The 13,179-nt window shown below is 49.7% G+C and carries 14 protein-coding genes; 7 read left to right on the top strand and 7 right to left on the bottom strand.

Going from position 1 to position 13,179, the window contains the following annotated elements; genetic code table 11:
• Nucleotides 1–2: 2 nt before the first annotated feature.
• The 6 genes from OGY15_RS17990 to pspA form a co-directional block, all read right to left on the bottom strand.
• Nucleotides 3–1,295, bottom strand: coding sequence for an ABC transporter substrate-binding protein (locus OGY15_RS17990; RefSeq protein ID WP_187252351.1), 1,293 nt, complete (start codon nt 1,293–1,295; stop codon nt 3–5).
• Between the two features lie 16 nt (nt 1,296–1,311).
• The gene (locus OGY15_RS17985; protein ID WP_286540438.1) at nt 1,312–3,018 is read right to left on the bottom strand and encodes a sugar phosphorylase; all 1,707 of its coding nucleotides are present in this window, start codon (nt 3,016–3,018) and stop codon (nt 1,312–1,314) included.
• Nucleotides 3,019–3,181: 163 nt separating this feature from the next.
• Nucleotides 3,182–3,412, bottom strand: a complete 231-nt coding sequence (pspD, locus tag OGY15_RS17980; RefSeq protein WP_286540436.1) for a phage shock protein PspD — start codon at nt 3,410–3,412, stop codon at nt 3,182–3,184.
• An 8-nt stretch (nt 3,413–3,420) separates the two neighbouring features.
• Nucleotides 3,421–3,780 carry an envelope stress response membrane protein PspC gene (gene pspC, locus OGY15_RS17975; protein ID WP_151219345.1) on the bottom strand — a complete coding sequence of 120 codons (360 nt, stop codon included), beginning with the start codon at nt 3,778–3,780 and terminating at the stop codon, nt 3,421–3,423.
• A complete protein-coding gene (gene pspB, locus OGY15_RS17970) occupies nt 3,780–4,004 on the bottom strand; it encodes an envelope stress response membrane protein PspB (RefSeq protein WP_151219346.1) in 225 nt (74 codons plus the stop codon). Before pspB ends, pspC begins: the two co-directional genes overlap by 1 nt.
• Nucleotides 4,005–4,058: 54 nt before the next feature.
• On the bottom strand, nt 4,059–4,727 hold the full coding sequence (pspA, locus tag OGY15_RS17965; RefSeq protein WP_286540433.1) for a phage shock protein PspA: 669 nt from the start codon (nt 4,725–4,727) through the stop codon (nt 4,059–4,061).
• 155 nt (nt 4,728–4,882) lie between these two features.
• Here pspA and pspF point away from each other — a divergent pair, with 155 nt between their 5' ends.
• Nucleotides 4,883–5,872: a phage shock protein operon transcriptional activator gene (gene pspF / locus OGY15_RS17960; RefSeq protein WP_187252349.1), complete on the top strand. Its 990-nt coding sequence runs from the start codon at nt 4,883–4,885 to the stop codon at nt 5,870–5,872.
• Nucleotides 5,873–5,967: 95 nt separating this feature from the next.
• Complete coding sequence (locus OGY15_RS17955) at nt 5,968–6,612, top strand: quinolone resistance pentapeptide repeat protein QnrB97 (RefSeq protein ID WP_187259598.1); 645 nt, start codon at nt 5,968–5,970, stop codon at nt 6,610–6,612.
• Nucleotides 6,613–6,703: 91 nt separating this feature from the next.
• Here the strand turns inward: OGY15_RS17955 and OGY15_RS17950 are convergent, their stop codons facing one another.
• Entirely contained in the window at nt 6,704–7,612 is a 909-nt protein-coding gene (locus OGY15_RS17950; protein ID WP_286540429.1) for an SDR family oxidoreductase, read from the bottom strand.
• Nucleotides 7,613–7,971: 359 nt separating this feature from the next.
• Here OGY15_RS17950 and OGY15_RS17945 point away from each other — a divergent pair, with 359 nt between their 5' ends.
• The 5 genes from OGY15_RS17945 (at nt 7,972) to sapD (ending at nt 13,179) form a co-directional block, all read left to right on the top strand.
• Nucleotides 7,972–8,364: a YdeI family stress tolerance OB fold protein gene (locus OGY15_RS17945; RefSeq protein ID WP_151219350.1), complete on the top strand. Its 393-nt coding sequence runs from the start codon at nt 7,972–7,974 to the stop codon at nt 8,362–8,364.
• A gap of 340 nt (nt 8,365–8,704) precedes the next feature.
• Nucleotides 8,705–10,348 (top strand): ABC transporter substrate-binding protein SapA, encoded by a 1,644-nt coding sequence (gene sapA, locus OGY15_RS17940; protein ID WP_151219351.1) that lies wholly within the window; start codon nt 8,705–8,707, stop codon nt 10,346–10,348.
• Nucleotides 10,345–11,310 carry a peptide ABC transporter permease SapB gene (gene sapB / locus OGY15_RS17935; protein WP_151219352.1) on the top strand — a complete coding sequence of 322 codons (966 nt, stop codon included), beginning with the start codon at nt 10,345–10,347 and terminating at the stop codon, nt 11,308–11,310. The genes sapA and sapB overlap by 4 nt, the downstream gene beginning before the upstream one ends.
• The gene (gene sapC, locus OGY15_RS17930; protein ID WP_151219353.1) at nt 11,297–12,187 is read left to right on the top strand and encodes a peptide ABC transporter permease SapC; all 891 of its coding nucleotides are present in this window, start codon (nt 11,297–11,299) and stop codon (nt 12,185–12,187) included. Before sapB ends, sapC begins: the two co-directional genes overlap by 14 nt.
• Complete coding sequence (gene sapD / locus OGY15_RS17925) at nt 12,187–13,179, top strand: peptide ABC transporter ATP-binding protein SapD (protein WP_003020556.1); 993 nt, start codon at nt 12,187–12,189, stop codon at nt 13,177–13,179. The genes sapC and sapD overlap by 1 nt, the downstream gene beginning before the upstream one ends.

Here is a 13,179-nt window from a genome sequence, read left to right as displayed (position 1 = left end):
CATTAGCGCTGTTCAATAAGGTCATCCAGTTTTGTCTGGCTTGCCTTGATAGTCGATGAAAGGTCAGCTTTTCCTACCGTCACGTTGTGCACCATGGTACTCACGACACCCGAGCCGGTTACGTCGCCCATGCGGGTAAAGTTCTTATCACCCACGGCGCCAAAGACCTGAATATTTGGCAGTTCGGCAATCAGTTGATCGGGTAATTCACCCAGCGCTTTGATGACAGTGTTATCTTTCCATGTCGGGGTATTCACCACCGCTTTGTTGACCGGCAGCGCGGCCCCTGGCGACATCATGACCCAGTCCGCAATGTTGTCGGCCTGTTCCATAAAGATGACAAATTTCTCTGCTGCTTCTGTTTCTTCAGATTTTTGGCCCGCGGTAATGGTTAGCGACGTCAACATGCCGTAAACAGCGGAAGTTTTTTCTGTCGGGACCATAAAGCCGACATTTTTAGGATCGCCCTCTTTAATCACCGCCGGAAGGATATAGGTAGAGTAAATCGCCATCGGCGCCGTGCCGTTCATGAAAGCGTCTTTAACTTCCATGATGTCGTTAGAGCCCGGCATAGTGTTCATGGCAAGTTGGCGGTAATACTGCAGCGCCTGGGTCATCTCAGGCGTGTCGAGCGTTATCTTTCCCTGCCCATCAAAAACGTTGGCCTGGTTAGAAAGCGCGAACTGGGAGAATGACTGTTCGGTCAAAACGCTTTCCGCCGTAGGCAGCGCAATACCATATTTCTTACTGCCAGGATTATTGAGCTTCTGCGCCGCTTCCAGTAGTTGCTGCCAGTCTTTGGGTTCCTGAAGTCCAGCTTTAGCCAGCACATCTTTGCGATACCAGATCCCGCCAATCCAGGCGCTGACCGGAACTCCGGTCCATGCAGTTCCGTCTTCAGTGCGCACTATACGCAGAACGCCATCATAAAAAGCATCTTCACCTACGCCGTTGATGACTTGCGCCACCGCTTTACGATCGATAAGGGATTCTTTATCCATAACTTTCGCGTAGTCATGGCTGGTTTCAATCACTTCAGGCAATGAACCGCTGCGCGCCAGGGTAATGACTTTGGTGTTGTAAGCATCTTCTTCCACTGGAACCTGTTTGACACTGATGCCCGGGTTCTCTTTTTCAAAACGCTCAATCAGTTTCGCAATAACCGCCTGACGCTCCTGCTCTACAGAGGAGTGCATAAATTCAATCGCGACAGAGGACTTTTTATCATCCTTGCACCCGGAAACCAGGGCGCAGGAAACCAGTGCTGAAATCAGCACAATTTTAGCTTTAAACATGAAATGTTCCTTTTTATTACTTAACCCACATGACCTGCCAGGCGTGCAACGTTAATTCCTTACCCGAAATAGCTTTATCGCTAATCAAATCAAATCCATTTTCAATATCAATACTAATGGTTTGAGTATGATCGCTGACATTAAATACCCCGGTAATTTTTTCGCCTGTATCTGCCGTACGTTTAATTAGCATTACTGCCGGTGTAACACTAATAATTTGAAAATCACTATCAGGATGAAAGGCTTTATTATTACGGCGAATGACGATTAATCTGGATAATTCATAATAAACAGCATAGCGCAAACTGGTTTCAGCTTTCAACTCTGCTTCTATTTGTCTTACCGAATATTTTTTACGATTAATCGCACGGTTGTACCCTAATATTTCCACCCCTTCATAGTCATTTCGTGATCCAAGAATGCTTTGAATATAAACCGCAGGTATGCCCGGAAAACTCAGCAAAATGGCATGTGCGAGAATAAATCGGGAGAACCGTTCGGCATCACTGCAATTACCAGGCGTTAGCGCATCCAGATATGTCACGTTAATTTCATACGGACTGCGACTACCATCAGGATTATTTTTCCAGTTAACCAGCGCGCCTTCCTGCTGTAATTTTGTCACCAGTTGCGTGATTTCATCTTCAGGTAACAGACCCCGTAATGGGTTGAGACCAATACCATCATGTGATGCAAGGAAATTAAACCAGGTCGTCTCCCTGGAGGGGAGTTCCAGTGATTGTGCCCACTGACATAAAGTTGTCGTATCCTGGCGTTGTACCGCATGCAGCACCAGCGGAGGCAGCGAGAATTGGTACACCATGTGCGCCTCATCATGACCGTTACCGTAGTAAGACACGTTATCCTTATGCGGAACGTTCGTTTCAGTAATGATCGCCGTACCCGGTGCAACGACTTCTGCAATCGCGCGGAACAGTTTAATAAGCTGATGCGTTTTATCCAGATGAATACAGGTCGTCCCCGGCTCTTTCCACATAAAACCAACCGCATCCAGGCGGACATAATCCGCGCCCTGCTCAAGATAACTCAGTAGCACATCGACCATCGCCAATAACACCAACGGATTGGCATAGTTGAGATCGATCTGGTCGTCGCTAAACGTCGTCCATAAATGGCGCACGGTATTATCTTTCAGCGTAAAAGGCGTCAGTAACGGTAATGCGCGTGGACGCGTTACGTTGCTCAGGTCCATTTCAGGATCCATTGCAATAAAGAAATCCTCATAACCGTCAAGCTGTTGCAAATAGTTATTAAACCATTCACTTTTGGCTGACATATGGTTACAAACAAAATCAAACATCAGTCGACTGGATTCATCCAGTTGCTTAATATCATTCCAGTCACCGGTCTCTTCAGCAACCTGATGATAATTAATCACCGAAAAGCCATCGTCCGAAGACCACGGATAGAATGGCAACAAATGCACATGAGAAAATGTCGACTTAAGCCATTTATTATAAAACTGATTAAACGTCGGCAGCGGTTTCTGATCAGCCCCGTGGAATTGATCGGCATAGGTAATAAGAACAACATCACCCTCGTCCCAATGCGTTTTACGCTTTTTTTTAATTAATTTCTGTGATTTTTCTAAACGTGCAACCAGCGCTTGATAGTGACATGAAGTCAATGCATCACCATAAACTTCAGTCAGGCACTTTTGGATCTTTTGATTCACTTTTGATTTCCGTGGTAGCGGTCCCATGAATCAAGAGACTACTCTGACGAAAATAAGCTGTCAATCAGCCGAGGTACTCCTGAGGGGGGTATAAAAGAAATTTGGCAGCCAAAAAATCGTATTTGTGAGCTGCCGCAAATTAACTGAGGGGATGTTGATTAGTTGTTGCTTGCTTTTGCTGATTCAGATATCAGGTTTGATTACCTGAATAGCGTTTCGACAATTTTGCTGCAGCCCGATTCAATACCGGCTCCAGAATCAGCGCCAGCAGCATTTTTAGCGGGCGTCGGGCGACGGATTTCACCGCCCACCCTGCTACCCCCGCCGGGCCGTAGCGCAGCGCAGTCAGAAGCACCAGCTTACCTGCTATTTTGAAGCCCGGCTTAACCCTTTGCCCGGCACGTTGCCAGCGATTGTTCATTTCTAACCTCACAGTTGGCGGAAGCGGCTGCGTAATGAAAAGGTATCAGACGTCACATAACGCTCCATTTCACGCAAACGCTTTTCACTTGCGGCCAGCTCACGATCGACAGCGTCCAATAGTTCACCGCTTGAAGGCTGCTGCTCGCCGGAAACCACATTGTCCGGCATCGGGTCCAACACAAACGTCAGCACGATGTAGGCGACGAAGGTAAAAAAAGCCAGACCAAAAAAGACTGACAACACCACCAGGATCCGTACCAGCTTCACAGGCACATCGAGATAATGCGCAATCCCAGCACAAACCCCCTTCACCATGCCCCGCTGCGGAATACGCCACAGTTTTTTGTTCAGGTTAACGCCTCCCATTAGCGGTCCCTCCAGTTTGGATGTTCAGCATCAAGGATGTCTTCCAGCGCCTGAATGCGCTCGCGCATCCGCAGTGCGTCATCGTTGAGTTCGACCAGACGTTGCTGTTCACTTTGCGACAGTTCGCCACGACTGGAACGGTTGCTGTAATGCAGCCAGAGCCAAATCGGTAAAACAAACAACACAAAGATGGTTAACGGGATAGCCAGAAATAGCGCGCTCATGAGTACTCCTTACAGGTGATGAGCGGCGGCGCGTTCGGGCGCCGCCAGATGTTATTATTGCTTGTCTTGCTGCATTTTGGCTTTAAGTTGCGCCAGCTGCTCGCTGATTTCATCATCTGCTTTCAGGTCAGCAAATTGCTGATCCAGAGACTTCTGTTTGCCGAAGTTATGACTTTCAGCCTCAGCCTCCATATGATCGATACGTCGCTCGAAAGATTCAAAGCGCGCCATCGCTTCATCCAGCTTGCTGCTGTCCAGTTGACGACGAACATCGCGGGAAGAACTCGCCGCCTGATGGCGCAGCATTAACGCCTGCTGACGAGCCCGGGTTTCACTGAGTTTATTTTCCAGCTCACCGATCTCTTTTTTCATACGCGTCAGCGTATCGTCAACCAGCGTCACCTCATGCTCGAGAGAAGCAATCAGGTCGGTCAGTTTCTGCTTTTCGATTAACGCAGAACGCGCCAAATCTTCTTTCTCTTTGCGCAGCGCCAGCTCGGCTTTTTCCTGCCACTCTGCCTGTTGTGCACTCGCCTGTTCGATACGGCGAGATAATTGTTTCTTTTCTGCCAGTGCGCGGGCGGAGTTTGACCGCACCTCAACCAGGGTATCTTCCATTTCCTGGATCATTAACCGCACCAGCTTCTGCGGATCTTCAGCCTTTTCCAGCAACGCATTAATGTTGGCGTTCACGATGTCGGCAAAACGAGAAAAAATACCCATAATGTAATCCTCACTTACTGTTCTGATATCGGGCGATGCCCTGCTGTTTACGTAATGCACTTGGCGTGCCAACTTTTTAAAATATTGATTTTAATAGTTATATCTAATTTTACCTGACGAGATAATTAGGGTAAATTGGTGAATAACACTAACAAATGGTGAATTTCATCATGGCAGGATACAAAGACAATCTACTGGGCGAAGCAAACAGCTTTATTGAAGTACTGGAGCAGGTTTCTCATCTGGCACCGCTGGATAAACCTGTACTGGTCATTGGTGAGCGAGGTACTGGGAAAGAGCTTATCGCCAACCGCCTGCACTATCTCTCCACCCGTTGGCAAGGCCCGTTTATCTCGCTTAACTGCGCGGCCCTCAACGAGAACTTGCTGGATTCCGAACTGTTTGGTCACGAAGCAGGGGCTTTTACCGGGGCGCAAAAACGCCATCCAGGGCGTTTCGAACGTGCTGATGGCGGTACGCTGTTTCTTGATGAACTGGCGACCGCACCAATGCTGGTGCAGGAAAAACTGCTGCGCGTAATTGAATATGGCGAGCTGGAGCGTGTCGGCGGCAGCCAGCCCTTGCAGGTTAACGTTCGCCTTGTTTGTGCGACCAATGAAGACCTGCCACGTATGGTCAGCGAAGGCACTTTCCGCGCAGATCTGCTGGATCGTCTGGCCTTTGACGTGGTGCAACTGCCCCCGTTACGCGAGCGTCAAAGCGACATCATGTTAATGGCCGAGCATTTCGCTATTCAGATGTGCCGCGAGATCGGGTTACCCCTGTTTCCTGGGTTTAGCGCTGAGGCCAGAGAAACCCTCCTCCACTACCGCTGGCCGGGCAATATTCGTGAACTGAAAAACGTTGTGGAGCGCTCCGTATACCGGCACGGTACCAGCGATTTCCCATTGGATGAGATAATCATTGACCCCTTCTGCCGTCACGTTTCGCAGCCGCAGGTAGCGGAAACAACACCGGCATCTGTTGCTTTACCGCTGGATCTGCGTGAGTTCCAGCGGCTGCAGGAAAAAGACTTGTTACAGACTAGCTTACAGCAGGCAAAATTTAATCAGAAAAAAGCCGCTGAATTATTAGGTTTGACTTATCATCAGCTACGCGCTTTGCTGAAGAAACACCAGATTTAATCTACTTTTTTCTACGTGATATTGGATGGTTTGACGCATAACGTTAAAACAGCTTAACATGCCATTCCACTGTATAAAAAGACAGGCACCAGATTATGACGTTGTCACTAATTGGCGAAAAAATTGACAGAAACCGCTTCACCGGTGAAAAAGTTGAAAATAGCACTTTTTTAAACTGTGATTTTTCGGGCGTCGACCTTAGCGGTACTGAATTTATCGGCTGTCAGTTCTATGATCGAGAAAACCAGAAAGGGTGCAATTTCAGTCGCGCAATGCTGAAAGATGCCATTTTTAAAAGCTGTGATTTATCAATGGCGGATTTTCGCAACGCCAGTGCGCTGGGCATTGAAATTCGTCACTGCCGCGCACAGGGTGCAGATTTTCGCAGTGCAAGCTTTATGAATATGATCACCACGCGCACCTGGTTTTGCAGCGCATATATCACTAATACCAATCTAAGCTACGCCAACTTTTCGAAGGCCGTGCTTGAAAAGTGCGAATTGTGGGAAAACCGATGGATGGGAACTCAGGTGCTGGGTGCGACCTTCAGTGGTTCAGATCTCTCCGGCGGCGAGTTTTCGTCGTTCGACTGGCGGACTGCAAATTTTACGCATTGTGATTTGACCAATTCCGAACTGGGTAATTTAGATATTCGGGGCGTCGATTTACAAGGTGTCAAATTGGACAGCTACCAGGCCGCGTTGCTGATGGAGCGGCTTGGTATCGCTGTGATTGGTTAACATTCAGGGAGCGGTAAGTACCGCTCCCGCCCTTATACGATGGTGTCCGCACTCACCTTAAAAGTGACTTTAAACGCAGAGCGCATGAGCGTCAAAGAGTTCCTGTCCCCCCATCAGAGCACCAGACCTGGCCGGATGTATAGCTGTTCTCTTCAGCGGCCAAAGTGACATAAAGCGGCGCAATCTCCACCGGTTGACCAGGGCGACCCAGCGGCGCATTTGCACCAAATTTCTCCACTTTTTCCTGGGGTTGACCACCACAGCACTGCAGCACAGTCCAGTATGGTCCCGGCGCTACAGCATTTACCCGTATCCCTTTCGGGGCCAGTTGCTTCGCCAGCGATTTAGTAAATGCCACGATCGCTGCCTTGGTCTGAGCATAATCAAGCAGGATTTCACTTGGTTCATAAGCCTGTACCGAGGAGGTATTAATTATCACGCTGTCTGGTGAAAGATGGGGTATAGCCGCTTTGGTTATCCAAAACATAGCGTAGACATTGGTCTTGAATGTTGCATCAAAATCTTCTGTGGTGAGTTCCTCAATTGACTCGCAAAATTGCTGACGCCCCGCATTATTGACGAGGATATCCAACCCTCCCAGTCCTTTTACCGCCTGTTTTACCAGATTGCCGCAAAAAGTTTCATCACGGATATCTCCGGGGATAGCCAAAACATTTCTGCCTGCTTTTTTTATCAGGTCGACTACTTCACGCGCATCGTCTTCTTCTTCAGGTAAATAGTTGATCGCAACATCAGCACCTTCACGAGCATAGGCAATAGCAACAGCACGACCAATTCCCGAATCCCCACCGGTAATTAATACCTTGCGCCCATTCAAGCGACCGCTTCCCTGATAGCTGTCTTCTCCATGGTCGGGACGCGGTTGCATTTTCCCCGCCAGCCCAGGAAAGGATTGTTGCTGCCGTGGAAAAGGCGGCGTCGGAAAACGCGCAGAATTAGTTTTATTGATGGTCTTTTTTTCCTTATTTAAGTTAGCCATTCAATTACCTCTCATTAATTATCACAAAGACTAATAAGCGTAGACCAAAATGAGTGACATGACCTATATTACTCACCTAAACCTAATTCCTCATAATATTAATTCTCGCTCCCACACACCGCTGCATTTATAGCCGAGTCACGACTTCAATGTACACAATGAGATTAATCCAGGTTTAATATCAAAAATAATAAATAGATATAAATCATAGCGTTATATAAAAAATCACCATTTTAATCTCAGCGCACCCATCAGCGTTAGATTTAATTTGCACGTAATCATTTGAGACTTATCTAGTTCGCTTTATTAATAAATAGCAACCATAATTAATATCTCAACCCTCTCAAAATGGAGAACGTATGAAATTATCCATAGCGCCATTATTGTGTTGTTTTTTATTGTCGCCAGCGCTTGCTGATGATATCGGCGGGTTGAAAAAGGATACTGCTCCACCGCCACCCCACGCTCTGGATGATGGTTATCGTGGGACTGAAGATGCAAGAATTATGACTGTCGAACAGGCCAAAACTATGCATGATGGTGCGACCATTTCTCTGCGAGGTAATCTCATCGAGGATCAAGGCGGAGACAAATTTATCTTTCGTGATAAAACCGGCAGTATCCATACTTTAATTCCACTCGCGGTTTTCGATGGTCGAACGGTTAAACCCGATCAAATGATCAGTATTAACGGTAGTCTCGACGCGAAAATGCAACCACCAGTAATACGAGTAAATAAACTCCAGAAGTAACGCAATAACCGGGAAAGAAGCCACTCTTCCCGGTAGATTTTCATTATTCTCACGGTTTTGCTAATGCTCTCTTCTGCCCGTCATGGTCATTTCTCCCCCTCTCTCCCCTCACATTTTTCTGTCTGCCAGCGAATCCCACGTTTAAGCGAGTCAGATGGGTCATGAAAATGCTAAGATAGTTAATAGAGTATATTCAAAGTGGATAGTGGGTATGAATTTTGACCATGTTGCGAGGTTGAATTCGCGGTTATCACCCCTGACGTCCCCAAACACAAACGGTAATGGCAAATGTCATTAAGTATTAGTAAGATAGCCTCTTTTAAAATAACCCTTTAAAATTATGCGCCTGGTTTTATCATCTCTGATCGTGATGGCTGGATTTTTGAGTGGTCAGGCTGTTGCTGCGCCTGAGCAGGCCTCGCAAGCTGATATTCGTGACAGCGGCTTCGTCTATTGCGTCAGCGGACAGGTCAATACCTTCAATCCACAAAAAGCGAGCAGCGGCCTGATCGTCGACACGCTGGCGGCTCAATTGTATGACCGACTGCTTGATGTCGACCCGTACACATATCGACTCGTGCCTGAACTGGCTGAAAGCTGGGAGGTACTGGATAACGGCGCAACTTACCGCTTCCATCTGCGTCGCGACGTACAGTTTCAGAAGACCGCATGGTTTACCCCCACCCGCAAACTGAATGCGGACGACGTGGTATTTACCTTCGAGCGAATCTTTGATCGCCAGCATCCGTGGCACAATGTGAACGGTAGCAGTTTCCCCTATTTTGACAGTCTACAGTTTGCCGATAACGTCCAAAGCGTACGCAAACTGGACAACAACACCGTCGAATTCCGCTTAACACAACCTGATGCCTCCTTCTTATGGCATCTCGCCACACATTATGCCTCCGTGATGTCGGCAGAATATGCGGCTAAGCTGGCAAAACAGGATCGCCAGGAACTGCTTGACAGACAACCTGTCGGCACGGGCCCATACCTGCTTTCTGAGAATCGCGCTGGACAATATATTCGACTGCAACGCCATGAAAAATTCTGGCGTGGTACTCCGCTGATGCCGCAGGTGGTTGTGGACCTTGGCTCCGGCGGCACCGGACGTCTATCGAAACTTCTGACCGGAGAATGCGACGTTCTGGCCTGGCCTGCCGCCAGCCAGCTCAGCATTTTGCGTGATGACCCACGCCTGCGCCTGACGCTGCGCCCAGGCATGAACATTGCCTATCTGGCATTCAACACCAATAAACCGCCGTTGAATAACCCTGATGTGCGGCATGCGCTGGCGCTGGCCATTAACAACCAACGGTTGATGCAGTCCATCTACTATGGAACGGCAGAAACTGCAGCATCTATTTTGCCTCGCGCCTCGTGGGCTTATGACAACGAGGCTAAAATTACAGAGTACAACCCGGCAAAATCGCGCGAACAGTTAAAAGCGCTGGGGCTGGAGAACCTGACGTTAGAGCTTTGGGTTCCCACCAGCTCTCAGGCCTGGAACCCAAGTCCACTGAAAACCGCCGAGCTGATTCAGGCAGACATGGCTCAGGTAGGTGTGAAAGTGAAGATTATTCCGGTAGAAGGTCGTTTTCAGGAGGCGCGATTAATGGATATGAACCATGATCTGACGTTATCCGGTTGGGCGACGGACAGTAACGATCCTGACAGTTTTTTCCGACCGTTGCTAAGTTGCGCCGCCATCAACTCGCAGACCAACTTCGCCCACTGGTGTAATCCGGAGTTTGACCGCATTCTGCGCAAAGCCCTCTCTTCACAGCAGCTATCATCGCGAATCGATGCCTATGACGAAGCGCAAAATATTCTTGCGAAAGAACTACCGATCCTGCCGCTGGCCTCTTCACTGCGTCTACAGGCTTACCGCTACGATATCAAAGGGCTGGTGCTCAGCCCGTTCGGCAATGCCTCTTTTGCCGGGGTTTCCAGGGAAAAGAAGGATGAGGTGAAAAAACCATGATTATCTTCACCCTGCGTCGATTTTTGTTGCTGCTGGTCACCTTGTTCTTTCTGACCTTTATTGGATTCAGCCTGAGCTACTTCACACCTCATGCGCCGTTACAGGGCGCATCGCTGTGGAATGCCTGGGTGTTCTGGTTCAATGGCCTCATTCACTGGGATTTTGGAGTGTCCAGTATTAACGGCCAGTTGATCTCGGAACAGTTGAAGGAGGTGTTCCCGGCGACGATGGAATTGTGCATTCTGGCCTTTGGTTTTGCGCTAATGGTCGGCATCCCCGTTGGCATGCTGGCTGGTATCACGCGCAACAAATGGCAGGACCGTTGTATCAGTGCATTAGCGTTGATGGGATTTTCCATTCCAGTTTTTTGGCTGGCATTGTTACTGACGTTGCTCTTCTCACTGACCCTGGGCTGGCTTCCCGTTTCAGGGCGGTTTGATCTGCTCTACGAAGTGAAACCCGTTACCGGATTTGCCATCATCGATGCGTGGATCTCCACCTCTCCCTGGCGTGATGAAATGCTGATCAGCGCAATCCGTCACATGGTGCTTCCGGTGTTAACGCTTTCCGTCGCCCCTACCACGGAAGTGATTCGCCTGATGCGTATCAGCACCATTGAGGTCTTTGATCAAAACTACGTTAAAGCGGCTGCCACGCGCGGTCTGTCGCGGTTCACGATTTTACGTCGCCACGTGTTGCACAATGCCCTTCCGCCGGTGATCCCACGCCTGGGATTACAGTTTTCGACCATGCTGACGCTGGCGATGATCACCGAGATGGTCTTTAGCTGGCCAGGCCTTGGCCGTTGGCTGATTAACGCGATTCGCCAGCAGGATTACGCAGCGATTTCAGCGGGCGTCATGGTGATTGGTTCACTGGTTATCATCGTCAACGTCATCTCTGATATTTTGGGTGCTATGGCTAACCCTCTGAAACATAAGGAATGGTATGCCTTACGATAGCGTCTACAGCGAAAAGCGCCCGCCGGGTACGCTGCGCACCGCCTGGCGCAATTTCTACGGCGATGCGTCGGCGATGATCGGCCTGTATGGCTGCGCGGGATTGGCGATTCTGTGTATTTTTGGTGGTTGGTTTGCGCCTTATGGCATCGACCAGCAGTTTCTCGGTTATCAGCTTTTACCGCCTTCATGGTCGCGCTATGGTGAAGTCTCATTTTTCCTCGGAACTGACGATCTGGGGCGTGACGTACTAAGCCGCCTGCTCAGCGGAGCAGCCCCAACCGTTGGTGGCGCGTTTGTCGTCACCCTCGCCGCCACGCTGTGTGGTCTGCTGCTGGGCGTGGTTGCCGGTGCGACGCACGGTTTGCGCTCAGCGGTGCTAAACCATATTCTGGACACCTTGCTCTCGATCCCTTCGCTGCTGCTGGCGATCATCGTGGTGGCCTTTGCCGGGCCGCATCTGACGCATGCAATGTTTGCCGTCTGGTTGGCATTACTGCCGCGCATGGTCCGCTCCGTCTACAGCATGGTGCATGACGAGCTGGAAAAAGAGTACGTTATTGCCGCGCGTCTGGACGGCGCAACTACGCTCAATATCCTGTGGTTTGCCGTTCTGCCCAACATTACCGCCGGGCTTATTACTGAAATCACCCGTGCGCTGTCGATGGCGATTCTGGACATCGCCGCGCTGGGTTTTCTCGACCTTGGCGCGCAGTTGCCATCACCAGAATGGGGCGCCATGCTTGGCGACGCGCTGGAGTTGATTTATGTCGCACCGTGGACAGTCATGCTGCCAGGCGCGGCGATTATGATAAGCGTGCTGCTGGTTAACCTTCTGGGTGACGGCGTACGCCGCGCAATTATTGCGGGGGTGGAATAATGCCATTACTGGATATCCGCAACCTGACCATTGAATTCAGGACCGGCGACGACTGGGTGAAGGCGGTTGACCGCGTCAGCATGACCCTCAATGAAGGTGAAATTCGCGGCCTGGTCGGCGAGTCTGGATCCGGCAAAAGTCTGATCGCCAAAGCCATTTGTGGCGTTGCTAAAGATAACTGGCGCGTAACCGCAGACCGCATGCGCTTTGATGATATCGATCTGCTGCGTCTTTCCGCCCGTGAACGACGCAAGCTGGTTGGCCACAACGTTTCCATGATCTTTCAGGAACCGCAGTCGTGTCTCGATCCGTCCGAGCGGATCGGACGACAGCTAATGCAAAATATTCCGGCATGGACTTACAAAGGCCGCTGGTGGCAGCGCATCGGCTGGCGCAAACGCCGCGCAATTGAGCTCCTGCACCGCGTCGGAATAAAAGATCATAAAGATGCTATGCGCAGCTTCCCATATGAGCTTACCGACGGCGAATGCCAGAAAGTGATGATCGCAATCGCATTGGCTAATCAGCCGCGCTTGCTGATTGCCGATGAGCCGACGAATGCGATGGAACCCACCACCCAGGCGCAAATTTTCCGCCTGCTGACGCGGCTAAACCAAAACAGCAATACTACCATTTTGTTGATAAGCCATGACCTGCAAATGCTCAGCCAGTGGGCAGACAAAATCAACGTGATGTACTGCGGACAAACGGTGGAAACAGCGCCCAGTAAAGATCTGGTCACCATTCCGCACCATCCTTATACCCAGGCGCTAATTCGCGCCATTCCTGATTTTGGTAGCGCAATGCCGCATAAAAGCCGCCTGAATACCATGCCAGGAGCCATTCCATTGTTAGAACAATTACCCATCGGTTGTCGTCTGGGCCCACGCTGCCCTTATGCTCAGCGCGAATGCATTGAAACCCCAAGACTGACCGGAGCAAAGAATCATCTCTACGCCTGTCATTTCCCGCTGAATATGGAGAGAGAGTGA

It is taken from the genome of Citrobacter sp. Cu231, assembly GCF_030332265.1.
GTDB lineage: Bacteria > Pseudomonadota > Gammaproteobacteria > Enterobacterales > Enterobacteriaceae > Citrobacter > Citrobacter meridianamericanus.
This window is presented reverse-complemented; position numbering and strand designations above follow the sequence as displayed.

Coding starts and splice junctions, on each gene's coding strand:
- OGY15_RS17950 (WP_286540429.1), bottom strand. CDS start 7,612: ATGGCTAACTTAAATAAGGAAAAAAAGACCATCAATAAAACTAATTCT.
- OGY15_RS17990 (WP_187252351.1), bottom strand. CDS start 1,295: ATGTTTAAAGCTAAAATTGTGCTGATTTCAGCACTGGTTTCCTGCGCC.
- OGY15_RS17985 (WP_286540438.1), bottom strand. CDS start 3,018: ATGGGACCGCTACCACGGAAATCAAAAGTGAATCAAAAGATCCAAAAG.
- pspB (WP_151219346.1), bottom strand. CDS start 4,004: ATGAGCGCGCTATTTCTGGCTATCCCGTTAACCATCTTTGTGTTGTTT.
- sapB (WP_151219352.1), top strand. CDS start 10,345: ATGATTATCTTCACCCTGCGTCGATTTTTGTTGCTGCTGGTCACCTTG.
- pspF (WP_187252349.1), top strand. CDS start 4,883: ATGGTGAATTTCATCATGGCAGGATACAAAGACAATCTACTGGGCGAA.
- pspC (WP_151219345.1), bottom strand. CDS start 3,780: ATGGGAGGCGTTAACCTGAACAAAAAACTGTGGCGTATTCCGCAGCGG.
- sapC (WP_151219353.1), top strand. CDS start 11,297: ATGCCTTACGATAGCGTCTACAGCGAAAAGCGCCCGCCGGGTACGCTG.
- pspD (WP_286540436.1), bottom strand. CDS start 3,412: ATGAACAATCGCTGGCAACGTGCCGGGCAAAGGGTTAAGCCGGGCTTC.
- OGY15_RS17955 (WP_187259598.1), top strand. CDS start 5,968: ATGACGTTGTCACTAATTGGCGAAAAAATTGACAGAAACCGCTTCACC.
- sapA (WP_151219351.1), top strand. CDS start 8,705: ATGCGCCTGGTTTTATCATCTCTGATCGTGATGGCTGGATTTTTGAGT.
- OGY15_RS17945 (WP_151219350.1), top strand. CDS start 7,972: ATGAAATTATCCATAGCGCCATTATTGTGTTGTTTTTTATTGTCGCCA.
- pspA (WP_286540433.1), bottom strand. CDS start 4,727: ATGGGTATTTTTTCTCGTTTTGCCGACATCGTGAACGCCAACATTAAT.
- sapD (WP_003020556.1), top strand. CDS start 12,187: ATGCCATTACTGGATATCCGCAACCTGACCATTGAATTCAGGACCGGC.